Annotated in this window: 21 protein-coding genes; 11 read left to right on the forward strand and 10 right to left on the reverse strand. The window is 40.4% G+C overall.

The features are described from left to right. Positions 1 to 47 precede the first annotated feature (47 nt). The 3 genes from ACPEH5_RS04820 to ybjG all read right to left on the reverse strand — a co-directional run bounded on the left by ACPEH5_RS04820 (position 48) and on the right by ybjG (position 4,265). Complete coding sequence (locus ACPEH5_RS04820) at positions 48 to 1,415, reverse strand: L-serine ammonia-lyase (protein ID WP_048606527.1); 1,368 nt, start codon at positions 1,413 to 1,415, stop codon at positions 48 to 50. Between the two features lie 74 nt (positions 1,416 to 1,489). Continuing rightward, positions 1,490 to 2,806 carry a serine/threonine transporter gene (locus tag ACPEH5_RS04825; RefSeq protein ID WP_042846536.1) on the reverse strand — a complete coding sequence of 439 codons (1,317 nt, stop codon included), beginning with the start codon at positions 2,804 to 2,806 and terminating at the stop codon, positions 1,490 to 1,492. A gap of 850 nt (positions 2,807 to 3,656) precedes the next feature. After that, positions 3,657 to 4,265: an undecaprenyl-diphosphate phosphatase gene (gene ybjG / locus ACPEH5_RS04830; protein ID WP_042846534.1), complete on the reverse strand. Its 609-nt coding sequence runs from the start codon at positions 4,263 to 4,265 to the stop codon at positions 3,657 to 3,659. A gap of 202 nt (positions 4,266 to 4,467) precedes the next feature. On the opposite strand from ybjG, the gene ACPEH5_RS04835 reads away from it, so the two are divergent. Next, on the forward strand, positions 4,468 to 4,896 hold the full coding sequence (locus tag ACPEH5_RS04835; RefSeq protein WP_048606528.1) for a secondary thiamine-phosphate synthase enzyme YjbQ: 429 nt from the start codon (positions 4,468 to 4,470) through the stop codon (positions 4,894 to 4,896). Between the two features lie 246 nt (positions 4,897 to 5,142). Here the strand turns inward: ACPEH5_RS04835 and ACPEH5_RS04840 are convergent, their stop codons facing one another. Next, positions 5,143 to 5,406 carry a GrxA family glutaredoxin gene (locus ACPEH5_RS04840; RefSeq protein ID WP_042846532.1) on the reverse strand — a complete coding sequence of 88 codons (264 nt, stop codon included), beginning with the start codon at positions 5,404 to 5,406 and terminating at the stop codon, positions 5,143 to 5,145. Between the two features lie 159 nt (positions 5,407 to 5,565). On the opposite strand from ACPEH5_RS04840, the gene ACPEH5_RS04845 reads away from it, so the two are divergent. From ACPEH5_RS04845 to rlmC, 3 genes are all read left to right on the forward strand, one after another. Continuing rightward, positions 5,566 to 5,892, forward strand: a complete 327-nt coding sequence (locus ACPEH5_RS04845) for a YbjC family protein (protein ID WP_042846531.1) — start codon at positions 5,566 to 5,568, stop codon at positions 5,890 to 5,892. Between the two features lie 136 nt (positions 5,893 to 6,028). Further along, positions 6,029 to 6,547: a YbjN domain-containing protein gene (locus ACPEH5_RS04850; RefSeq protein ID WP_042846530.1), complete on the forward strand. Its 519-nt coding sequence runs from the start codon at positions 6,029 to 6,031 to the stop codon at positions 6,545 to 6,547. A 9-nt stretch (positions 6,548 to 6,556) separates the two neighbouring features. Then, complete coding sequence (gene rlmC, locus ACPEH5_RS04855) at positions 6,557 to 7,684, forward strand: 23S rRNA (uracil(747)-C(5))-methyltransferase RlmC (RefSeq protein WP_048606529.1); 1,128 nt, start codon at positions 6,557 to 6,559, stop codon at positions 7,682 to 7,684. 129 nt (positions 7,685 to 7,813) lie between these two features. Here the strand turns inward: rlmC and artM are convergent, their stop codons facing one another. The 6 genes from artM to ACPEH5_RS04885 all read right to left on the reverse strand — a co-directional run bounded on the left by artM (position 7,814) and on the right by ACPEH5_RS04885 (position 13,253). Next, positions 7,814 to 8,482, reverse strand: coding sequence for an arginine ABC transporter permease ArtM (artM, locus tag ACPEH5_RS04860; RefSeq protein ID WP_131680514.1), 669 nt, complete (start codon positions 8,480 to 8,482; stop codon positions 7,814 to 7,816). Further along, positions 8,479 to 9,219, reverse strand: coding sequence for an arginine ABC transporter permease ArtQ (gene artQ / locus ACPEH5_RS04865; protein WP_042846526.1), 741 nt, complete (start codon positions 9,217 to 9,219; stop codon positions 8,479 to 8,481). Before artQ ends, artM begins: the two co-directional genes overlap by 4 nt. A gap of 12 nt (positions 9,220 to 9,231) precedes the next feature. After that, positions 9,232 to 9,975, reverse strand: coding sequence for an arginine ABC transporter substrate-binding protein (artJ, locus tag ACPEH5_RS04870; RefSeq protein ID WP_042846525.1), 744 nt, complete (start codon positions 9,973 to 9,975; stop codon positions 9,232 to 9,234). An 18-nt stretch (positions 9,976 to 9,993) separates the two neighbouring features. Continuing rightward, on the reverse strand, positions 9,994 to 10,722 hold the full coding sequence (gene artP / locus ACPEH5_RS04875) for an arginine ABC transporter ATP-binding protein ArtP (RefSeq protein WP_281110660.1): 729 nt from the start codon (positions 10,720 to 10,722) through the stop codon (positions 9,994 to 9,996). A 98-nt stretch (positions 10,723 to 10,820) separates the two neighbouring features. Then, complete coding sequence (locus ACPEH5_RS04880; RefSeq protein WP_042846523.1) at positions 10,821 to 12,302, reverse strand: DUF2867 domain-containing protein; 1,482 nt, start codon at positions 12,300 to 12,302, stop codon at positions 10,821 to 10,823. Between the two features lie 51 nt (positions 12,303 to 12,353). Next, complete coding sequence (locus ACPEH5_RS04885; RefSeq protein WP_048606535.1) at positions 12,354 to 13,253, reverse strand: lysine exporter LysO family protein; 900 nt, start codon at positions 13,251 to 13,253, stop codon at positions 12,354 to 12,356. A gap of 391 nt (positions 13,254 to 13,644) precedes the next feature. On the opposite strand from ACPEH5_RS04885, the gene ACPEH5_RS04890 reads away from it, so the two are divergent. From ACPEH5_RS04890 to ACPEH5_RS04920, 7 genes are all read left to right on the forward strand, one after another. Continuing rightward, positions 13,645 to 15,309, forward strand: a complete 1,665-nt coding sequence (locus tag ACPEH5_RS04890; protein WP_042846521.1) for an ATP-dependent nuclease — start codon at positions 13,645 to 13,647, stop codon at positions 15,307 to 15,309. Between the two features lie 211 nt (positions 15,310 to 15,520). Beyond that, positions 15,521 to 16,627, forward strand: a complete 1,107-nt coding sequence (gene macA, locus ACPEH5_RS04895) for a macrolide transporter subunit MacA (RefSeq protein WP_281110659.1) — start codon at positions 15,521 to 15,523, stop codon at positions 16,625 to 16,627. Between the two features lies 1 nt (position 16,628). Continuing rightward, a complete protein-coding gene (macB, locus tag ACPEH5_RS04900; RefSeq protein ID WP_166686735.1) occupies positions 16,629 to 18,572 on the forward strand; it encodes a macrolide ABC transporter ATP-binding protein/permease MacB in 1,944 nt (647 codons plus the stop codon). A 469-nt stretch (positions 18,573 to 19,041) separates the two neighbouring features. Then, the gene (locus ACPEH5_RS04905; RefSeq protein WP_042846518.1) at positions 19,042 to 20,394 is read left to right on the forward strand and encodes a purine-cytosine permease family protein; all 1,353 of its coding nucleotides are present in this window, start codon (positions 19,042 to 19,044) and stop codon (positions 20,392 to 20,394) included. Positions 20,395 to 20,397: 3 nt separating this feature from the next. Next, the gene (locus ACPEH5_RS04910) at positions 20,398 to 21,231 is read left to right on the forward strand and encodes a nitrilase-related carbon-nitrogen hydrolase (protein WP_181469161.1); all 834 of its coding nucleotides are present in this window, start codon (positions 20,398 to 20,400) and stop codon (positions 21,229 to 21,231) included. Then, the gene (locus tag ACPEH5_RS04915) at positions 21,228 to 21,977 is read left to right on the forward strand and encodes an IclR family transcriptional regulator (protein ID WP_042846516.1); all 750 of its coding nucleotides are present in this window, start codon (positions 21,228 to 21,230) and stop codon (positions 21,975 to 21,977) included. The genes ACPEH5_RS04910 and ACPEH5_RS04915 overlap by 4 nt, the downstream gene beginning before the upstream one ends. Before the next feature lie 250 nt (positions 21,978 to 22,227). Beyond that, the gene (locus ACPEH5_RS04920; RefSeq protein ID WP_206227282.1) at positions 22,228 to 23,190 is read left to right on the forward strand and encodes a DUF1177 domain-containing protein; all 963 of its coding nucleotides are present in this window, start codon (positions 22,228 to 22,230) and stop codon (positions 23,188 to 23,190) included. Positions 23,191 to 23,257 lie beyond the last annotated feature (67 nt).

Here is a 23,257-nt window from a genome sequence, read left to right on the forward strand (position 1 = left end):
AACCGCCCCACTATGGGGGATTAGGGCTAGATAGTGTATACAAGTATTTATTCGCAGTGTGCCAGTTTAATGGCTAGCCCGCCTTGGGAGGTTTCACGGTATTTTGCGTTAATGTCTTTGCCTGTTTCATACATCGTTTCAATAACTTTATCAAGGCAAACACGCGGGTCACTGACTCGTCGTAATGCCATACGCGCCGCATTAACTGCTTTCACCGACGCGATTGCATTTCGTTCAATACAAGGGACTTGAACTTGCCCGCCAACGGGGTCACAAGTTAACCCTAAATTATGTTCCATCGCAATTTCCGCGGCGATACACACTTGCTCAGGGCTACCGCCCATTAACTCTGCGAGACCTGCAGCCGCCATTGAACAAGCAACACCAACTTCCCCTTGGCAACCAACTTCAGCACCTGAAATCGATGCGTTCATTTTATATAGAGCACCGATAACCCCTGAGACTAAAAAATACCGAGTGTAGGAGTTCTCATTCACAGGGCGAATGAATTTATCATAATAGGCTAACACGGCGGGGACTATGCCACAGGCGCCGTTAGTTGGAGCTGTTACAACGCGGCCACCGGCAGCGTTTTCTTCATTGACGGCAAGAGCAAACATGTTGATCCAATCAATGACCGCCATAGGGTCAGTGTTTGTGCTATCGGTTGTGACAAGTTGGCGGCGTAGTGCTGCGGCACGGCGAGGGACACGTAATGGACCGGGTAATAAACCCTCCGTTGTCACGCCGCGTTCAATACCGGCTTTCATTACATCCCAAACGGAGGATAAATAATGTTGAATTTCATCTTTACTGCGTAAAGCTAATTCATTTTGCATTACCAGTGCAGAAAGGGATAAACCTGTTTCCTTACAATGCTTTTGTAAATCTGCCGCATATTTAAACGGATAAGGGACTTGAACTGCATTTTCATTCTCTTGGCCGAAATGCTCTTCATCAACGATAAAGCCACCACCAATGGAATAGTAATTTTTAGTGTATAGAATTTCGTTACCTGCAAATGCCGTGATAGTCATTCCATTTTCATGGAGCGGCAAGTTGGTATGATGAAAGTTCATCCCACCTTCGGTCGGAAAATCGACCTCATGTTGCCCTTGGGCTAAAAGAAGTTTACCTGTGTGCTCGACATTACGCATAAACGCAGGAATAGCGTCAATATCAATAGTATCGGGTAAGTTACCCGCAAGCCCCATAATGATTGCCATATCTGTGGCGTGGCCTTTACCTGTCAGGGAAAGCGAGCCGTATACATCAACCGCAATACGTGTAGTGGTGGTAAGTAAGTTTTGTTGAATAAGGTCATCAACAAATTGTTTGCCCGCTTTCATTGGGCCGACAGTGTGGGAACTTGAAGGGCCGATGCCTATTTTGAAGATATCAAATACACTAATCATATTCAGTGCTTCCTTTTGTAGAAAGTCATTGAAATCAGGTCGCTATTTTCATAATAACGACCTGGTAGCTTCAATTAGAAGAATAACTTATATATTGCCGCAGAGATAGCGACTAGACCCATAATTACGATAAATACATTACTGATTTTATCGGCATATTTGCGCATTGCAGGCACTTTGTTGATGGCATACATTGGCATCAGGAACAATAAGATGGCGATAACAGGCCCACCGAGGCTTTCGATGATATCCAGTACGCCAGGGTTTAATGTTGCAACTATCCATGTAGTGACTAGCATGAAGATTGCGGTACCACGGTTTAGCTTACGAACATCAACGGTTTTACCCTTTGCACGATAAGCACGTTCAACTAGGCCATTGAAACCTTCACGAGCACCTAGATAGTGCCCTAGGAAAGATTTAATAATTGCGATGAATGCAATAATTGCAGCTGCGTATTTGATGAATGGTTGATCGAAGTAGCCAGATAAATAGTCAAGAATACTGATATTTTGTGCTTTCGCCTGTGCTAGGTCTGCTGAAGATAAAGTAAACACACAACTAATGACGAAGAACATGACAGTCAAAACCATCAAAACATGTGCAGAAGCAAGAATACGTGAACATTTTTTTTCCGCTGCATCGCCATATTCTTCGCGTTTTGCGACAGAGAAAGCCGAGATGATAGGAGAATGGTTAAATGCAAACACCATCACTGGGATTGTTAACCAAATAGTGATCCAAATACTTTGCCCACCTGTATTTTTAGTGGCTTCAGTGATGCCTTCAAAGGTTAATGTATTCAGTACATCCCCACTCCAATGAGGGATCATATACAAAGAAAAGGCAACTAATACAGCGATAAATGGGAAAACCAGCATACTCATGACTTTGACTATGTATTTTTCACCAAAAGCAACAATCGCCATTACACCACCAACAAGGATCAAGGCAAGTAACCAGCGAGGTGGCGCGCCAACACCTAATAATTCGGTTAGGAATTTATTCACGTTATTGGTGATAGATACACCATAAACCAGCAAAATAGGGTAGATCGCGAAGAAATAAAGTAGGGTGATCCAGTTGCCTGCTGTACGACCAAAGTGTTCTTCTACAACACCAGTAATATCTGTGTCAGGTTTCGAACCAGAAAGAACGAACCGAGTTAAACCGCGATGAGCAAAGAACGTCATAGGGAAGGCTAAAACTAGCATCAATAAAACAGGTAATAAGCCGCTCATACCTGCGTTGATTGGCAAAAACAGTACTCCAGCACCGATAGCTGTACCATATAAACCCAGCATCCATACTGTGTCAGTTTTGCGCCAAGCATTGCTGTTTACTGTTTGCGAGGCTGTTTTGTCGATGGAACCAACTTTTGTTGCATCCATAATAGTCTCCGAAAATAAAAGTCAAAAAAATCATTTAAGCGTAACGTTCAAATGCGTTACGACGTTTTAATCTTTTGGTACGAACAATTACTAAATAACAATCGTTTTCTTTTACGTAACAATCTGATTAGAAATAAAACTAAAAGTAATACTAATTTTATCTTCAATCAGTTTTGTAAATTTATCAGTAAATTTTAAAAATGGTTTTTGAGTGTGTGAATCTATAGTTTAACAGAATAAAGTACCGTGATCATTCTCTCAAAAGAGAAATATCCACCAAGTTTGCAAGGAATCATTATATTTTATAAAATTGTTAATAAAATTTGCGTTAGGTTTATTTTTTAAAACGTTTATATATTGATTTAATGAATTCTAAATAAGCTAAATACAAACAGAATTAAATTCTGCTGGAAAAACATTATTATATTAATAATCAGCATTAAACTGATTGAAATATAATCCACGCTAATCTAAGTATGAAGTTTTACTCTAATGCTAGAGCAATAAATTAGACTTTTGTCTTATGTAATGTGTTGTTATTTAACATTATATTTTTATTTCTTGGAATGGTTTAGTGAGTGATTAACCAGAGGGTAATTTGTTGGGGTTAAAATCATATATTAATTATTTATAGATATTTTCATGTCATTTTTTGTGACTTTTTTTGCGTCGAAAAAAATAATTAAAAAGCGTAACAAAATATTTGTTAATTAATTGTTTTAATAATTATGTTTAATACTTAAAAATAATTTTAAAGAAGAGAAAGAAAATAAGCAGAAACTTTGATTTAGCTCAATTTCTAAAATGAATAAAAGTACTGGTATTAATTAACACCAGTACTTTTTAATGACTATGGTTGGAACCAACCTTTGCGAATAAGAGAACCAAAAATTAAACTATAAAGCCGGGTTATAGGTTCTTGGATTTTATTTGCACCAATAGACCAGATAACCTGTGCAATTCCGCAGGCAACAATTGCTAATATAAAGGCACCTGCCATATCTAAAGGCCAATGGACACCTAGGTAAATGCGTGACCAAGCAATCACGATAGCCGGTATCATCATCACTAACCCCACCCAAGTTCTTAGCCAGAAAAGGAAGGCAAAGGCGAAAGTAAAGACAATGGTGCCATGGTTGCTTGGAAATGATGGTGTGGCTTCATGATCTGAGAAGTTTGTTCCAATTCCCATGACAAATGGGCGATCGTGTGGGGCAATATAGCCAATTAACCAAGAAATGGCTAAACCTACAACAATAGCAATCGCTGCTTTGCATGCAAAAGCACGTTGGCGGGTCATATTTGGCTGGGCACCCCAGAACCAACAGGCAACAGTAAAAAGTGGAAAAATAAGGATTAAGCGCTTGGCAATAACATTGGCTAGCGCAATGGTTCCACTCGCGGTCTCTGGTGTGGCATTGATCAAATTGAAAAGATCAAGATTCAGTTGTTCCAGCACAGTTCAGTACCTCGGACAGTTAGTAAATAAGACAGAGCAAACATGTAAGAGGGAGAGATTAAAGTTTCCGACTTAGCAGGTAAAGTCCCTTTGTCTTATTATTGAAAGCGTTGTGCGACAAATTTACTTGCGGTTAAACAATTACTCAATGATTATTTAACGCGGTAAAGTGTTTTCGCGTCGTTGAGGAAGGGGAAAAATCGTGTGGTGGCAAAAAGAAATACAGCTCAATGCAAAACAAAGGGGATTCCATTTAGTCACAGAGGAGATCCTTCAGCAATTGCCTGAACTAAGTTTAATCGATATTGGTTTAGTGAATATTTTTATTCAGCATACATCTGCCTCTTTGACAGTCAATGAGAATGCAGATTATACCGTTAGAGAAGATTTTGAGCGTTTCTTTAATAAAGCAGTGCCGGAAAATGAACCTTATTTTAAGCATACTTATGAAGGAAGTGATGATATGCCTGCGCACCTTAAAAGTAGTTTATTAGGAGCTAGTTTGACTATCCCTGTGACAAAAGGGCGCTTAAATCTTGGAACATGGCAGGGGATCTACTTGTGTGAACATCGTAATTACGGCGGGAAACGCAGGTTAATTATTACATTACAAGGGGAACTTGCTGATTAGAAACAAAAAACCCGATAGCATGAAAACATAGAGTTGGCTATCGGGCTCCTCAATATGGGGACATCAAAGAAAAGCAGTGGCATAAATTAAGACCCCATCTAAAAAAGAAAGTTCTCAGGCAGATGAAAAAAAATGCACTTTTTTATGAAATTTAAATGAAATAGCACAAAAAGAACAAGCAAAGTGTGAGTACTTGTCAATAAGTGAACCACTTTGCTTGTTGAGTAGATAAATCTGAGGGGCTAATTATTTGTATAGATCCAAATTTTCTTTTGCATAAGCTTCAAAATCAGTGCAACCGCCGATATGAGTTTCATCAATAAAAATTTGTGGCACAGTTTCAACAGGTTTACCGACAGTTTTAGACAGATCTTCTTTAGAAATGCCTTCAGCTTGGATATCGACATAACGGTAGTCAAAATCGTCACGTTCATTTTTCAGTTTTTCAGCAAGTTCTTTCGCACGAACACAATAGGGGCAGCCAGGGCGACCAAAAATAACAGTATACATAGTATCTCCTTTTATCTTGAACTCGAATTTTAATCGCAATATTCAATACTATGCCTACATAAATTGTGAAATAAAAGTCGAATTTTCCTGTTATACCTATAGGTATGACATATAATCGAGAGAGTATGATAGCGATGTAACAGTGGAAAGGTAACTATAATGAGTAACAAACCGGAATCTAAAGGGACTATGCGCTCATTAGCGGATATGCCCAAACCTATTTTGGTATTAGAAGGTGTGGGAATTATACTCCTGATAATCGTTTTACTGACATTAAATGATTATATGACATTACCTGAACCTTTAATGCAGCAAGGGGTAATAATTGCGATTATTATGGTTGGGATTGGCTGTTTAGTTCCTGCTGTCATTCATATTATTTGGCGCGCTATCCATAGTTTAAGTTTTTTAGGGATTGATAATAAACAATCGACCAAAAAGCACAGCCAAAAACCAGAATCTTTTGATGATAAACACGATGAATAGCCATAAAAAACGTGGTTTCGCTAGCGTTTCGGCTTACAATGTGTGAAAATTATTCGCTTTTCTGTTAGAGGTGAAATCAAGGCTCTAACAAACCGATATTGCATGATTATTTTGAGTTGAAGAAGGTTTATTGCCCATGGATTCTATTTGTTACCCTGACATCACAAAGTTACGTGAATGGCTAGACCAACTCAAAACCTCTTATTTCGAGTGTGATTCCTGCGCAGCATTGCATTTACCTCATATGCAAAACATAGAGGGTATTTTTGATGCGAAGCTCGATATTTTAAATAATGTTTTGGTACTGTCTGCATTAGCCGAGTTGAAACCAACGGCTATTGTGACGCTTGTGGCGAATATCAGCCAAATCAATGCCAGTTCATTAACAGCTAAAGTTTTTCTTGAAATTAACGATGAAAACTTACCTAAACTCGTTGTGAGTCAATCATTTTCCTTAGAAGCAGGAATGACTTATCGACAGTTTTGCCTTTTTGTGCAGCAAGCAGAAGACCAAATTTCTGCTATTGTTTATGAAATCTTTAGTAATAATCTCTTGTATGCCAATCAAGGTGATTTTAGTGAGGATGACGGCTCTGCTGAAGATGAGTCGGAGTTTTCTCCTGATGATGATAAACCTTCCATAATCCTTCACTAACTTTTTGTTATGCATTGTGAAAAATACCTCACGGGCGCATGTCGCTCGTGCCAATGGTTAGAACTGACACCAGAACAACAAATTGCTGCAAAGCAGGGGCAACTACAGGCGTTATTACCAGAAATTGAGGCTATTAAGTTTCAACCCCCCGTCACTGGCTTACAAGTCGCTTTTCGTAATAAAGCGAAAATGGTGGTTAGTGGGAGTGTTGAAAGGCCAATTTTCGGGATTATCGGAGAAAATGGGGTCGGTGTCGACCTAACGGATTGCCCATTATACCCCGCCTCATTTTCAGATATCTTTAGTGTGCTTTCCCCCTTTATCGCTCGAGCAGGGCTCACGCCGTACAACATTGAACGCAAACGTGGGGAACTGAAATATCTTTTGTTAACACAAAGCCGACACACGGGTAGGTTTATGCTGCGCTTTGTGCTGCGTTCAGAGAAAAAACTGGTTCAGCTCAAAAATGCATTGCCTTGGTTACAAGAGCAATTACCACAACTTGAGGTGATTACGGCAAATATTCAGCCCGTACATATGGCAATACTCGAAGGCGAGGAAGAGATTTTCTTAACTCCGCAACACACACTGCGTGAGGAGTTTAATCAAGTTCCTTTGTTTATTCGACCACAAGGTTTTTTCCAAACTAATCCTGTTGTTGCAGCTAAGCTATACCAAACCGCGAGAGAGTGGGTAAAAGCATTAAATATTCATAGCTTGTGGGATTTGTTTTGTGGGGTTGGGGGTTTTGGGTTGCACTGCGCTGAAAAAGAGACCCGCTTAACTGGCATTGAAATCAGTGCTCCTGCAATTGCCAGTGCTCAACAATCAGCGAATGAACTAGGGCTACAATATGTTGAATTTAAAGCCCTCGACTCTACGCGTTTTGCTACTGCTAATCAGGATATTCCGCAGCTTATTTTAGTCAATCCACCACGTAGAGGAATAGGTAAAGCACTGTGTGATTATCTTTCTCATATGCAACCTGAATATATTCTCTATTCAAGCTGTAATGCAAAAACGATGGCACAAGATTTGAAGTGGTTGTCTGGCTATCAAGTTTGTAAGGTACAACTGTTTGATTTATTTCCACACACTGCACATTTTGAAGTATTAACATTATTAAAAATAAAATAAGACTTAAGTTGATAATATGCGTACATATTTGAGCTAAGGTCTCATTATCAATATGAATGGAAGAACGATAGAATAAAAAAGCTTGGTGGGCACCCAAGCTTTTTATATAACCAATTGAATTATAATTTGTTAATTGCGGTGTTCGAAGGCTAGAGCCTTACGCTCGATTAAACGCATTAGCACTGTTAAAATTGCATTGACCACTAAATAAATAATCCCCGCAGCAACAAACGCCATGACATTCCAGCTTTGCCCAAAGATCAGTTGGCTGTAGCCCATGACATCTAGCATTGTAATCGTACTGGCAAGTGAAGTACTTTTGAAAATCAGAACGACTTCGTTGGAATAGGACGATAACGAACGTTTAAAGGCATAAGGCAAAATAATACGCATGGTTTGCATTTTACTCATCCCGAGGGCTTGGCACGACTGCCATTGGCCTGATGGAATGGCTTTAACTGCACCATGGAATAACAAAGTGGAATACGCTGCACTGTTTAGTGCTAATGCGAGCATCGCACATACCCATGGGGTCGAGATAAACTCCCAGAGCATTGGATAATCCTGCAACGATTTAAACTGGCTTGGACCATTATATATTAAGAAAAACTGTACCAATAAAGGCGTGCCAGTAAATAGCGTGATATAGACTTTAACCGCTTGAGAAACCACGGGGGTCTTAAGCGAGAGAATTAAAGTAAATAATATCGCTAAAAGAAAAGCCACAATAAGAGCACTAAACGTCAGTGATAAGCTGGTTGGTAGCCCCGGAAGAATATCTAAAATTAAATCAATCATTTTGATTCACCTCGCTCAAAGCGAGTGGTACGCAATTCAATACGTTTTAAGATAACTTGACTGACTAACGTAATAGCAAGGTAAATCAACCCTACAATGGCGTACCATGTGAAAGGTTCGTGAGTTCTATTAACGATTGTTTTTGTTTGTAGCATTAAATCATTAACACTGATGAGTGAAACTAACGCAGTATCTTTTAATAATACAAGCCATTGGTTACCTAATCCAGGAAGTGCATGGCGCCACATTTGCGGCATAATGAACCGAAAGAAAATAGTGCGTTTGTTTAAACCTAATGCAAAACCGGCTTCCCACTGACCATAAGGTACTGCTTTTAAAGCTCCTCTCAATGTTTGTGATGCATAAGACGCATATAACAAGGCGAGGGCAATGACACCGCAGACAAATGGGGTGTAATCAAATTCACCGCTATCAGCAAAGAAAATGCTAGGGTCAATTTGAATAGTGGTTTGCCAAAAACCGAGGTTTATATCGAACCCATCACCAAGCAAATTGATCAGTTGTAATGTACCAAAGTAGACAAACAACACGACCAGTAATTCAGGTAGACCACGGATCAAAGTAACCCAGCAAGTCCCTAAAAAGGCAATAGGTTTAAAACGGACGGACTCCCACGCAGTAAATAACATGGCGAGGATCAGCCCTAAAACCAGTGCAGAAACAGCAAGGCCGACGGTGATACCGGCGGCACTTGTTAAAAATAGAAAGTTGCTCATTAATTATATCAATTACTGTTGAAACCATTTTTTGTGGATAGCATCATAAGTGCCGTCTGCTTTAACTTCAGCTAAGGCTTTATTCATTTTATCCAGTAGCTCTTTATTTCCTTTACGAACAGCAATACCTAGACCAATACCGAAGTATTGTGGATCAGTGACTTTTTCGCCAACAGCCGTTAGGTTTTCATTACCTTTCGCTTTTAACCACTCATCAGCAACAGCGGTGTCACCAAAGACAGCATCAATACGGCCATTTTGTAAATCTAAAATGGCAGATTGATAGTTATCATAAGGAACGGTTGTCATCCCTTTATGTTGTTCCATGATGTATTTCTGGTGAGTTGTCCCATTTTGCACACCGATTTTTTTGTCTTTTAGTTGATCAACCGAAGAGATTTTCTCTTTTACTGCGATAAACTCAGCAGAGTTAGGGTAGTAGGTTTCAGTAAAATCGACCTGTTGTTGGCGCTCAGGGGTAATATCGATACCAGCCATCAATGCTTCGAAACGACGGAATTTCAAGCTAGGGATTAAACTATCAAATGATTGGTGAGTAAATGTGCAAGTTGCGTTCATTTTTTCGCACATTGCATTGGCTAAATCCACATCAAAACCCACAATTTGGTTATTTTTATCAAACATTTCAAACGGTGCATAAGTTGCTTCCGTTGCAAAACGAATGGTTTCTTTTTCTGCAGCAGTTGCTGATAGGGTTACTGCGCCTAGTAGCGCGGCTAATATAATTTTTTTCATTGCTTAATCCTATATCTATTAATGTGACAGATAATTTGCAAATGCTTCAGTTTGAGGCGCCGAAAAATGGCTGGCGTCTCCTTGTTCTACAATATGACCGTTTTCCATGTACACTACACGGCTAGCGGTTTTACGTGCAATTTCTACTTCATGAGTCACGATAACTTGTGTAATGCCTGTTGCTGATAATTCGCGGATAATATCGACAACCTGTGCGGTTATTTCAGGGTCAAGCGCAGCCGTTGGTTCATCAAACAACAGAACCTTAGGCTCCATCATAAGCGCCCTTGCAATTGCAACACGTTGTTGTTGACCACCAGATAAATGTAAAGGATAGCGGTCAGCAAATTGAGATAAACGTAGGCGTTCTAACAGCTTAGCCGCTTTACTTTGTGCTTCTTGTTTCGATAACTTTAATACACGGCAAGGGGCTTCAATTAGGTTATCCATCACATTCAAGTGAGGCCACAGGTTATATTGTTGGAATACCATGCCGACATTTTGACGCAATTCACGGATAGATTTCGCATCGGGTACCGATGAAAAGTCAAATTGCTGACCGACAATATTTAAATGGCCAGAACGTGGCATTTCCAATAAATTGAGAACACGCAGTAAAGAGCTTTTACCTGCTCCACTTGGCCCGAGTAATACCATGGTCTCACCTGCAGAACACTCTAGATTGATATCAAAGAGAGCCTGATGGGAACCATAGAAACAGTTGATGTTTTTTAATTGAATGCTCATGCTTACCAATAATATCTTTTTTCACTACCTGCGATATTAATCCCATGAGCATATTTATGCAATAATTTATGCATAAAAATTTGGTTTTTACGCTGAAATTATTCTGTTTTCTCAGTTGGATGCTCTATCGGCTGTTGCTTAGCGAGTTGTTTATCCCGTTCAAAAGCCAGTTCACTAATTCGCTTCGCCATACCTTTAAAAATAAATAAGTGTGCTGGCATCATGGCAAACCAATAAAGCAGACCACAGAAGCCAGCTGGGTGCCACCAAGCTCTAACATCAATTGAGCGGCGGTTACCGCTATCATGAATAGTAAATGTCAGCCGCCCAAGGCCCGGTGCCTTCATACCAAATAGCAAACTAAGTTGTTTATTAGGTTCAAGGTTTATGACACGCCAACCATCTATTTCATCGCCAAGTTGCAGCTCTTCGCGATTGGGACGCCCATATTTAATTTTATTCAACATCATATCATCCATGATGGCGCGGGTTTTCCAAAGGCCGTTGGCATAAAAATAACCATCTTTGCCACCAATTTGTTGAACGACATGCCAAAGAGACTCGCTGCTAGCGATGGTACCAAGCGTTGCACCTGCTTGTTTTGGATAAAAACCATAGCCCGGTCGCCAACGCTTGCGAACTTCAGGGTCGTATCCCCAATCTGCATTATCGACGGCATCCGCTTCTTCCGCTAAGGTTGCCCTGACTGCGTCATCGAAAGAAATTAAGGTTTGAGGGATCAACTCGCGTAGTGCTTTATCATCAGCAGGAAGGTCATGTTGTAAGCCTTGGATTAGCTCCTTAGCAATTGAAGGCGGTACTGAGGTGATAAGGCTAATAAAATGCACCGAAATCATACTAATTGGAATTGGGATAGGGATCAGCAAACGGCGTTTACCGCTGACTTTGATAAATCTTTTGAATAGCTCTTGGTAGCTTATATATTCAGGGCCGCCTGCATCGAAAATTCGGCTTTCTGTTACCGGCGTTTTTGCCAGTTGTGTTAAATAATATAGAATATTGGATAGGGCGATTGGAGATGATTTTGAACGCACCCAGCGTGGTGGGGTTAAAATAGCCAAGTTATAAACCATATCCCGCATAATTTCGAAGGCTGCTGAACCTGGCCCAACAATAATAGAAGAACGGATTTCAGTCACAGGGATATGACTTTCACGCAAGATATCGCCGGTTAAACGCCTTGCGATAAGGTGTGGTGAATAGGTATGGCCGTGCTGCAATGCGCTAAGATAGATAATATGCTTAACATTAGAGCCTTCAAGAGCCTGTTGTACATTACGTGCTGCTGCGCGTTCCCGCTCAACCAGATTAGCTTGGTCTGCCATGCTGTGTACTAGGAAATAAACAATGTCGATATCTTCCATGACCCCTTTTAAAGTTTCGGGGTCGTGAAGGTCAACATAAATGCATTGGGTATCATGCCAACCTTGAGATAGCATCCAATCAACACGACGAGCCCCAGCAATAACGTCATATCCTTGTTCAATCAGCTGGGGAATTAGGTTTTGCCCAATATAGCCGCTAGCGCCCAACACTAAAACACGTTGTTTATCTGTCATGTTAATTTCCTGTTTCACGCAAATTAACCGCTATTGTGACTGAAATTTTACCTATGTAAAGAAGGCCATAAGAATTGGCGTAATAAGACTAAGTACGAAGCCATGAACAATGGCCGCAGGGACAATAGACACCCCACCGCTACGTTGCAAAACGGGGAGGGTAAAATCCATTGAGGTTGAGCCACAAATACCCAGTGCGGTTGAGCGATAACGGTTAATAATCATTGGTATCAACATAATTGCAGCAAGTTCGCGAGCTAAGTCGTTGAAGAATGCTGCACTTCCCATTACAGGGCCGTAAGCATCGGTTAAGACAATCCCCGTTAAGGAATACCAACCGAACCCAGAAGCAAGAGCTAGCCCCATTTTAACAGGAATACCTAATAAAAATGCAGCAAGCGCGCCACCAGCCAACGCACTGACCGCCATCACGAAGGCAATTGTTGTGCCTCGGCGGTTAATTAAAATTTGCTTGATGCTCATGCCGCTATTACGTAGCTGAATCCCAACCAATAAAAGCAGTAGCATCAACGCTAACTGGCTGCCTTTATCTGCATAGTGTAGAAAATCAAAGCCAGTTAGCCCAACAACAAACCCTAAAAGCAGTACACCGCAGAGCTGTAAGGATTCGAATACCATCTTGAGGCGTGAAGGAGGTTTTTCTTGTTTATGCTGAGGAATTTTCCACGGGTCAAGTTTATCTAACAATAACAGCGAGATAACATTTAGTAAAAATATACAGGCAAAGAAGGTAACGGCATAAATTAAAATAGAAATTAAGTGAACACTTAAGTTTTCGAGCAGTGCAAGCGTAATACCCATTAAAAATAAAATAACATACACCATTGAGTTCAATGATTGATGGACACGATGGAGTATTTGTTTGTTTTTTATAGGAATAAGATAACCGAAAGTTAACGGTAGAAGAATAATTAAAAGTCCTGAATACATGGCCGCATCCTTAGAGGTTATCCCATCGACTAGGTAAATATAAACAAGGCGTTATGCTTATTTTTCTTTATTTAAGTTATCGCAGCACAAACCTGATTTAACGCACCGTACTAAAAGGGCTTTTCGCCATAAAATTTTTTATTGGTTAATTCATCGAAAAGCAAGTTAAAAATACTAAAAATAAAAGTTTTACTATTTTATAACACTGCAATTAGATGCTCAATACAGTTAGCTGTTTTGTTGTGAAGATTTTTTATTTCTCGTACATATATATAGTAATAAACAAGCTTAATCGGTAAGCTCTAAATATTGTCCTTTAGTATGCTCAATCATTGGCGCTATCTTGTACTGGTGGTTCCAAGTGAATTAAAAATATTCCAAGGAGAGAGATATGTATCTGGAACGTGTGGAAATATATGGATTTAGAGGGATTAACCGGCTGTCTTTAGAACTTAATAACAGCACAGTTTTAATCGGTGAGAACTCATGGGGTAAATCCAGTTTACTTGATGCTCTTGATATTCTTCTCTCCCCCGAACATAAAGATTATCAATTCACTTTACATGACTTTCATCACCCAGCAGGGAATGATGATTCACGTTATCGTTCATTACAGATTGTTTTAAAATTTTGTGAGCGCCGTAAAGGCCGGCATCAGTCATATCGTTTCCATAATCTTAGCTCCGTTTGGGTCGATAATGGTGATGACCTTAAGCATATTTTTTACCGAGTGAGTGCTGAACTCAAAGATGACAATACTGTCGTGGTTGATAAAAGCTTCTTAAATTCAGGTGGTAATAAATTATCCTTGGATAATGTAGGGAAATACATAAAAGAAATTGTTCGGCTGTACCCCGTTATCCGTTTACGAGATGCTCGTTTCTTACAGTCGATTAACCCAGAAATAATAGTGACTGGGCAAAAAGAAATGCGGGATATGTTTAATGCTCATATTAAGGAATTAACAAGTGCGTTAGTTAAAAACCCTGAGCGCCTCAGTGATGATGATTTAGGGGCGGGTATCGATGCAATGCAGCAATTATTGAGCCATTATTTTTCAGGGCAAACTGCACATATTATTAAGACAGACAATTCACTCATAAATATTCAACCTCGCAAACAAGGTTGGAAAGCACTGGACAATATTAATCGTCTTATCGCAAAACCAAACCAACGAAATATCCGTTTAATTATCTTAGGGATGTTTTATTCATTATTACAAGCCAAAGGTAATATTCACTTAGATAAACATGCGAGGCCATTGATTATTGTTGAAGACCCTGAAACTCGACTACATCCGATTATGCTCTCTATTGCTTGGGGGTTATTTAGCCTGTTTTCACTTCAACGTATCACGACAACCAATTCAGGTGAGCTACTTTCACTGGCGCCTTTGGAAGATTTGTGTCGTTTGGTGCGCAATACGAATAAAGTATCTGCTTATCGTTTAAACCAAAATGATTTAAGCCCTGAAGAGTTACGTAAAATCTCTTTCCATATTCGATTTAACCGGCCATCTGCACTTTTTGCTCGTTGTTGGTTATTGGTTGAAGGGGAAACTGAAATTTGGCTAATGAGCGAGTTTGCAAGCCAATGTCATTATTACTTTGAAACGGAAGGCATTAAAGTTATTGCGTTTGCACAAAGTGGCTTGAAGCCGCTGTTGAAATTTGCCAATAAAATGGGGATTGAATGGCATGTGTTGACGGATGGTGATGAAGCGGGGCGTAAATATGCCGCTACTGCAACGCATTATGCGAATAAAATCAATTCGCCAGATAGGGATAGGCTAACGATGTTAACCGCTCCAGATATGGAACATTTCCTATATCGCGAAGGGTTCAGAAGCCTATATCATGAAATTGCAGATATTCCTGATAATGCAAAAGTCTCAACCAGACGGGTGATCATTAAAGCGATTTCCCGTACTTCAAAACCTGATTTAGCCTTAGCCACCGTAAATCGGGCGGCAGAGTTAGGGCCTGATAGCATTCCACTGCAACTGAAAAATATGTTTTCTCGTGTTGCATGGCTTGCAAGGGGAAAAGCTAATTAAGCTGAGATAACAAAAATAGGTATGTTGTTGATTGATTATTTAACCTAGGAAAAGTTTAGCCTGCTATGTGTTTAATCAATTGATAACTTAAGTTATATATTATGAACATATTGAATTAAGCCAATATGTTAAGTTGAAACATTATTGTTATCTTACAGTAAGTTATTTTAGAGGGCGCAGCCCTCTTTTTGTTCATAGGAAGCAGGTATAAATGAAGGTAAAGCCTAAAAAAAAGTGGCCTCTTTATTTGGTGATAATTATTGTTGCCGCTGGTATCGCTGGGTTTCTCTTTAATGATAACGATCAAGAAGTTTTTCAGACCGTTGATGTCACTCGAGGCGATTTGGATAAGCAAGTTCTCGCTACAGGTAAACTCGATGCGGTACGTAAAGTTGATGTCGGAGCCCAAGTAAGTGGTCAGCTACAAACGTTATATGTTAAAGAAGGCGATTACGTCAAAAAAGGTGACTTACTTGCCGTTATTGATCCTAAAAAAGCCCAAAATGATGTGATTGAATCCGAAGCAACGACTCGCGAGTTAGAAGCTAACCTTTCCTTAGCTCAAGCTGAGTTGCGTTTGGCACAAGTCACGTACCAGCGTCATGTTAGCTTGGCAAAGTTACAAGCGGTCGCACAACAAGATTTAGACAAAGCAAAAACCGACGTTGAAGTAAAAAAAGCCCAAGTCGCGACTTATCAAGCGCAAATTAAACGTAACCAAGCCACTTTAGACACCGCGAAAACGAACCTAAAATACACGCAAATTACTGCACCAATGGACGGTATTGTTACTTTTATTAAAACATTACAAGGGCAAACAGTAATCGCAGCCCAAGAGGCACCAACCATTTTAACGCTTGCTGATTTGGATACTATGTTGGTGAAAGCTGAAGTCTCTGAAGCTGACGTAATTTACTTAGAGCCAGGGCAAGAGGCATCTTTTACGGTGCTTGGCGCACCAGATAAAAAATTTTCAGGCCAGCTAAAGGATATACTGCCGACACCTGAAAAAATCAATGATGCTATTTTCTATTATGCGCGGTTTGAAGTGCCTAACCCACAACATTTATTAAAATTACAAATGACGGCACAGGTCAAAATCGAATTAGACTCACGTAAGAACGTTTTGTTATTGCCTCTATCTGCATTGGGAGATCAAATTTCGCCACAAACTTATGAGGTAGATATTCTGCAAGGTGATAAAGCAGAGAAAAAACAAATTGAGATTGGTAGCCGTAATGATGTGTATGTGGAGGTCGTCAAGGGGTTAAATGATGGTGACAAAGTGATCATTGGGCACAGTGACACGGAGAACTAAAATGTCTGCGTTAATTGAGCTTCAAGGGATCACCCGCCGTTACGGTGAAGGTGAAAACCAAACTACAGTCTTGAAAAATGTTTCACTGAAAATTAATGCAGGTGAAATGGTTGCAATTATTGGGGCATCAGGGTCTGGTAAATCAACACTGATGAATATTATTGGTTGTTTAGATAAACCATCGTCAGGGGATTACATCGTTGACGGGCAAAATATTGCCACCTTAGATAACGACCAACTTGCTGAGCTTCGACGCGAACATTTTGGCTTTATTTTTCAACGTTATCACTTATTGAGTCATTTAAGTGCAGAGCAAAATGTTGAAGTCCCCGCTATATATGCGGGAGCAGGGAAGGCACAGCGCCGCGAACGAGCCGCGCAATTATTACAACGCTTAGGGTTAGGTGAACGCATCAACTACCGTCCTAGTCAGCTTTCTGGTGGCCAGCAGCAACGAGTCAGTATTGCAAGGGCACTGATGAATGGTGGGCAAATCATTTTAGCTGATGAACCGACAGGCGCACTCGATAGCCATTCTGGCGAAGAGGTGATGAAAATCTTAAAAGACCTCTGCGCTCAGGGGCATACCGTAATTATTGTCACCCACGACCCAAAAATAGCTGAGCAAGCGGAGCGGGTTGTTGAGATTAAGGATGGTGAAATTCTTCGTGATTCGGGGGTGGTAGCAGCTGTTCGTACTAATTCGTTACCAAAAGCTGCTAGCCGTAAACTGTCTTTAAGTCAGGTATATGGTCGGTTTAGTGAAGCTTTATTGATGGCTTGGCGTGCAATGGTCGTCAATAAAATGCGTACTTTGCTGACAATGTTAGGGATCATCATTGGTATCGCTTCGGTGGTATCGATTATGGTTATTGGTGATGCAGCACAAGATATGGTTTTGAATGATATAAAATCAATTGGAACTAATACCATTTCAATTTATCCCGGGGAAGATTTTGGCAGTGATGATGCGCAAAATCGTCAGTCTTTAAAAGCCGCAGATATTGAAGCCTTAGCAAAACAACCCTATGTGTATGCGATTTCAGGAGAAATCAATAGTTCGACTCGCCTAAGAAAGGGAAATTTAGATGCGGCGGCACAGCTTTTAGGTGTTGGGCGCGGTTATTTTGATGTCTATGCGTCAAAGTTTTCAGAAGGCATGAATTTTACGCAAGATATGGTGGATAGGCGTGCGCAAGTTGTTGTGATTGATGCGAACACGAAACGACGATTTTTCCCTAAGCAAGAGCGTGTGGTGGGCGAAACTTTGTTAGTTGGTAATATGCCTGTTACCGTTATTGGGGTGCTTGAAGAGAAAAAATCAGCTTTTGGCTCAAGCAAGTCATTATCAATTTGGCTGCCAGATACCACAGTGAACAGTAAAATTATTAATCGCCCTTATTATGATAGTTTCACGGTTCGGGTAAAAGAGGGTTATGACGCTAAAACGGTAGAGCAACAATTAACTCGTTTACTGACATTGCGTCATGGTAAGCAAGATATATTTACTTTTAACCTTGATACTTTTGTTAAAGCAGCTGAAAAAACAACGAGAACAATGCAGTTATTCCTAACTTTAGTGGCTGTTATTTCACTCGTGGTCGGGGGGATCGGGGTGATGAATATCATGCTTGTTTCGGTGACGGAGCGAACTCGTGAAATAGGCATTCGTATGGCTGTGGGTGCAAGGACCAGTGATGTCATGCAGCAGTTTTTGATTGAGGCCATTTTAGTATGCTTAATGGGGGGGCTGCTAGGAATTGGATTGTCCTATGGCATCAGTTTATTGGCCCAAATGGCATTGCCCGGCTGGACTTTTTCCTTTGACCCTATGGCGCTAGTGAGTGCGTTTGCTTGTTCAACAGCGATCGGGGTTATTTTTGGCTTTTTACCCGCACGTAATGCCGCTCGATTAAATCCGATTGATGCATTAGCGAGGGAGTAATTAACCTATTAATATTTTCCTCTGTATTGGTTTATACAATACAGAGGAAATTGCTTTAGTGTTTTTTAAGGCGGTTTAATATCTGACCTTTCCAATCAATATAGATATCATTTTCCTTATAAGTAGGGTATTCATGCATTGAAGTTTTGCCTATTTAAGAATATATTTACATCATGTTACAGTTCCGTTTAATGAAACCGAGTTCCTTGATTAAATTCTGCTAATTAAATGCTCCAAATTTAACCTATTCATTTATCAATGAAATTTTTTCTCGCTATATGTATTCCCTCATTTATTTAAATATTTCATAATAAAAATATTGTCTGAAAAGATAAATTCTACTTGCGAATTGGTAGCGATCATGGATATTATTTGCTTGTAGAATAAATGAAACCTAGTTCCATATAATGGAACTTATAATAAAGCCAGTAAAAAACTAAGCAAAGACAACCACACAGCAGGTGCGAATATGGCGAATAAAGTAGGTGAAGATTATTCTTTGGCTCGGGTACCCCAAAGTGCTCGTAGACCATTCTATGAAGTGTTAATTCTACGAATTGGTGCACTAGCTTGTGTTTCACAAGTCATGTTAGGTGCGGCGCTCGGGTACGGGTTAACTTTTTGGCAGGCGTTTTGGGCAACCATGCTTGGCTCTGTAATTTTGCAGGTAGTCAGTTGGGGGCTTGGGGCGGCTGCATGTCGCGAAGGTATGTCGATTAGCCTACTCTCTAGGTGGGCGGGTTTTGGTAAGTTAGGTTCAGCTCTGATTGGTGGCGCAATTGCCATTTCTTTAATGGGTTGGTTTGGCGTACAAAATGGCTTCTTCGCGGATGGTATGTATAAAGCGACTAACGTGCTAACACCAGGGACTTGGTCACTTATTACAGGTATTGCGGTGACGGTTATTACAGTATATGGGTATCGATTTTTATCTATTACTGCAAATATCTCAACGCCGCTATTTTTATTCGCATTAGGTTGGGCGACGTATAATTTATTATCAGGTCAGGATATTGGTACTCTTATCAATGACACTGAACCCGCCGGGCCACTAATGACAATGCCAGCTGCAATCACGATGGTTGCTGGCGGTTTTATTATTGCAGCGGTGACAACACCAGACATCAGCCGCTTTATGAAAGCCCCTAAAGATGTGTTTTGGATGACGCTCATCGGCACTTTTTTTGGAGAGCTTCTGGTAAACATGATAGCGGTACTGATGGCACTTTCATTACGTACTAGCCAAGTGTTTGATTTAATGATGGCATTGACTGGCCTATTAGGTGCATCGATTGTTATTTTTTCAACAATAAAAATGAATGATATCAATCTATACTCATCATCTTTAGGTTTCTCAACACTACTCAATGCGATTTTTAATAAACGTTTTGACCGCCGTTATTTAACGTGGGTGATTGGTATTTTTGGGACCATCGCTTCAATGTTAGGGATTTTAGACAATTTTATTGGCTTCTTAATTTACCTTGGAATAGCAATCCCTCCTGTCGCAGGGATTATGGTTGTTGACTACTATATCTTAAAACGAGACCGCAAAGAGCTAGATACTACGCGTGCACAGGGCATATTGCCGCCTAGTTGCGAAGCGTATAACCCCATTACTTTAATTGTCTGGTTAATTGCCGTCATAGTCGGATGGGGAACATCAGAGTTAGGGCCATTTAATGCAGATTACGGTATTCCAGCACTTAACTCATTAGTTACGGGGGCTATAGCTTATTGGGTTGCCATGAGCTGGCAGGCAAAAGCAAAAGGTGTTGAAGCTGTGCATTTTCGCCAAGTCTCTAATTTGGATAAGGATTAAGCAATGTCAGGTACAAAAGTTAAAGTTGCTTTGGCTCAGTTTAATTCTGAACTCGGTAATAAGCAGAATAATTTGCAGCGCATGGCGCTAATGTGCCAACAAGCTGCTGATTCAGGGGCGAAGCTGGTTTGTTTCCCTGAATTAGCAACAACAGGTTATCGTGGTGATTTATTAACTACAAAACTCTGGGACTTAAGTGATTCAGAGGGCAGCGAAACCTATAACTTATTTAGTGAACTTGCGACCCGCCTTAATATTACCATCGTTAGCGGTTTTGTTGAGCGTGGCGACTATTTAGGTGACATATATAACTCTGTGGGGGTTTGGAACCCAGGGTGTAAAGGGATTAGCGGTATATTTCGCAAAGTCCATGCTTTTGGTTTAGAAAAACAGTGGTTTGGTCGTGGTGACAGCTTCCCTGTATTTGACACACCAATAGGGAAAATTGGCATCATGATCTGCTATGACATGGGGTTCCCTGAAGTCGCTCGTATTTTAACGCTACAAGGGGCCGAATTGTTATTAGCCCCCTCTGCATGGTGTGTACAAGATAAAGACGTTTGGGATATCAACAGCGCTTGTCGAGCACTGGAAAATGGTACCCACTTACTTGCTGTAAACCGTTGGGGCCATGAAGAAGACCTCCATTTATTTGGTGGAAGCAAGGTATTAGGCCCTCGTGGACAAGTTCTTTATGAAGCAACTCATGCAGGTGAAGAGCTATTAATTGGTGAAATTGATTTCTTAGACCAAGCGCATACACGCCTTAAAGTACCTTATCTAAGAGATAGAAAACCACAAAGTTACGGTGTATTAACCCAAGGTTTAGGGTCATGAGTATTTTATCTAGTGTCGTTGATGTTTATCAACTGTTCCTGCGTACAGGCGCTGAGCTAACAGTAACAACGTTGGTAAATGAATTAGGTATGCCAAAGAGCTCCGCATCACGCCTTTTAAAACAGATGGCAGAACTAGGGCTGTTAGAAAAGAAAAATAATGCGCCAATTTATCGGCCTGGCTTATTGATTATGGAATTAGCTCACCGAGCGAGGGGGATGAACCCTTTAATCGATATGATGCTTGAAGCGCTTGATGAGCTTGCTAAAGATAGCGGTTTTACCAGCTATGTATCCGCACTTGATGATGACATGGTGCGTGTTGTCCATGCGCGTTTTGGCAATAGTATGTTGCAAGTGGTTACCCAGCCGGGGACTCGTTTGCCTATTCTTGGTACTTCTACGGGGCGTGCGTTGTTATCTAGGCTACCGTTGAATGAAAGGTCAGAAATTATTAGTCGTGAGTCAAAAGATGAGCAAGAAAGGTTGATTCAACAAATGAACCTTATTGCTGAGCGTGGCTGGGAGTTCTCGATGAATGAATCTGTAGCTGGTGTTGCTTCTGTATCCAGTACCGTTTTTGACCCATCGCAAAATTCATTATATGCACTGTGTTTAAGTTTGCCTGAAATGCAGATGAACAAAGAGGTTATGGAGCAATTATCCACTAATCTTTGCCATAAGGCTGCTTATCTAGGTTGTATGGTTGGCGACCCTTACTGGCTACAAAAAAGTATCAAAAAGTAGTGAAATTATGTCATGTAGTAAAGTAGGTAGTAAAAGTAAGTAGTGAAAGTAAAGAGTAAATTATAAGCAGTTTATATCGTTAGTACTTTATTTTAAGTGCGTGAATAACGCCTTCATCAGGAAAAGGTGAGACCTCAGCAATAAGTGGTTTCACATGGGGTGAAATGGGGAAACCTAGCTTTATTGGGCTAGTTATCCCCAAAGTAGCCCTTCATTTTTATAAAAAATAATTAAAATTGAAGGAAATACAATGAGTCTAAAACAAACTCTTTGCGTTTACGATTTAATCGATAGCGCTAGTGTTAGGGGTGAAGACATTGTTGCATTATTCCAGGGTTTCCCACAAATTAATGTCACGTCTAAAACAGTCAAGGATCTTAAAGGTCAAAGTGATTTTGTCCGTATTCATATTCCTGGCACACAAGGTAAATCACAAGGTAAAGGTGCTCCAACACTGGGGATTATCGGCCGCTTAGGTGGTATTGGTGCTAGGCCATCTCGAATTGGTGTTGTTTCTGATGCTGATGGTGCCATAGCTGCAGTTGCGGCAGGTCTTAAGTTAGCAGAAATGCATGAAAAGGGGGACAAACTGGCAGGGGATGTGATTATCACAACTCATATTTGCCCTAATGCCCCAACGCGGCCTCATACACCTGTTGATTTTATGGATTCTCCCCTTGAAGATGCGACGATGAATCAGCATGAAGCAATTCCTGAGGCGGATGCAATTTTGTCGGTAGATACGACAAAAGGGAATCGTTTACTGAACCACAAGGGGTATGCGTTATCCCCTACAGTAAAAAGTGGTTATATCCTGCCTGTGTCTGAAGATTTGATCCGCTTAATGGAGTGGAGTAGTGGGCAAAAGGCAGTCACGTTCCCGTTATCTATTCAAGACATAACGCCTTACGGCAATGGCCTTCATCATATTAATAGTATTTTACAACCTGCGGTGTCAACATCAGCTCCTGTTGTTGGTGTGGCCATTTGCTCAGATACCGTCGTACCGGGTTGCTCCACAGGGGCTAGCCATGAAGTTGATATTGCGGCGGCTGTAAAATTTATGATTGAAGTTGCAAAAGCGTTTACAGAAAACCAATGTAAGTTTTATGACGTTGAACAATATGCATTATTAACGTCATTGTATGGTGATATGACCCATCTGCAAACAGCGGGTGGTTGTGCGGCTAAAAAACCATTATCTGATAGTTAAGTTATAAATAGCCACAGTTAATTATTGACGTCATCAATGATATTGAAATAATTAACTGTGCTCTATT

It is taken from the genome of Providencia sp. NPDC089933 (genome assembly GCF_049545585.1).
Taxonomy (GTDB): Bacteria; Pseudomonadota; Gammaproteobacteria; order Enterobacterales; family Enterobacteriaceae; genus Providencia; species Providencia huashanensis.

Excerpts from the sequence above, each read along its gene's own strand:
- ACPEH5_RS04820 (WP_048606527.1), bottom strand. The coding sequence starts at position 1,415 with ATGATTAGTGTATTTGATATCTTCAAAATAGGCATCGGCCCTTCAAGT.
- ACPEH5_RS04825 (WP_042846536.1), bottom strand. The coding sequence starts at position 2,806 with ATGGATGCAACAAAAGTTGGTTCCATCGACAAAACAGCCTCGCAAACA.
- ACPEH5_RS04840 (WP_042846532.1), bottom strand. The coding sequence starts at position 5,406 with ATGTATACTGTTATTTTTGGTCGCCCTGGCTGCCCCTATTGTGTTCGT.
- ACPEH5_RS04845 (WP_042846531.1), top strand. The coding sequence starts at position 5,566 with ATGAGTAACAAACCGGAATCTAAAGGGACTATGCGCTCATTAGCGGAT.
- ACPEH5_RS04850 (WP_042846530.1), top strand. The coding sequence starts at position 6,029 with ATGGATTCTATTTGTTACCCTGACATCACAAAGTTACGTGAATGGCTA.
- rlmC (WP_048606529.1), top strand. The coding sequence starts at position 6,557 with ATGCATTGTGAAAAATACCTCACGGGCGCATGTCGCTCGTGCCAATGG.
- artM (WP_131680514.1), bottom strand. The coding sequence starts at position 8,482 with ATGATTGATTTAATTTTAGATATTCTTCCGGGGCTACCAACCAGCTTA.
- artQ (WP_042846526.1), bottom strand. The coding sequence starts at position 9,219 with ATGAGCAACTTTCTATTTTTAACAAGTGCCGCCGGTATCACCGTCGGC.
- artJ (WP_042846525.1), bottom strand. The coding sequence starts at position 9,975 with ATGAAAAAAATTATATTAGCCGCGCTACTAGGCGCAGTAACCCTATCA.
- artP (WP_281110660.1), bottom strand. The coding sequence starts at position 10,722 with ATGAGCATTCAATTAAAAAACATCAACTGTTTCTATGGTTCCCATCAG.
- ACPEH5_RS04880 (WP_042846523.1), bottom strand. The coding sequence starts at position 12,302 with ATGACAGATAAACAACGTGTTTTAGTGTTGGGCGCTAGCGGCTATATT.
- ACPEH5_RS04885 (WP_048606535.1), bottom strand. The coding sequence starts at position 13,253 with ATGTATTCAGGACTTTTAATTATTCTTCTACCGTTAACTTTCGGTTAT.
- ACPEH5_RS04890 (WP_042846521.1), top strand. The coding sequence starts at position 13,645 with ATGTATCTGGAACGTGTGGAAATATATGGATTTAGAGGGATTAACCGG.
- macA (WP_281110659.1), top strand. The coding sequence starts at position 15,521 with ATGAAGGTAAAGCCTAAAAAAAAGTGGCCTCTTTATTTGGTGATAATT.
- macB (WP_166686735.1), top strand. The coding sequence starts at position 16,629 with ATGTCTGCGTTAATTGAGCTTCAAGGGATCACCCGCCGTTACGGTGAA.
- ACPEH5_RS04905 (WP_042846518.1), top strand. The coding sequence starts at position 19,042 with ATGGCGAATAAAGTAGGTGAAGATTATTCTTTGGCTCGGGTACCCCAA.
- ACPEH5_RS04910 (WP_181469161.1), top strand. The coding sequence starts at position 20,398 with ATGTCAGGTACAAAAGTTAAAGTTGCTTTGGCTCAGTTTAATTCTGAA.
- ACPEH5_RS04915 (WP_042846516.1), top strand. The coding sequence starts at position 21,228 with ATGAGTATTTTATCTAGTGTCGTTGATGTTTATCAACTGTTCCTGCGT.
- ACPEH5_RS04920 (WP_206227282.1), top strand. The coding sequence starts at position 22,228 with ATGAGTCTAAAACAAACTCTTTGCGTTTACGATTTAATCGATAGCGCT.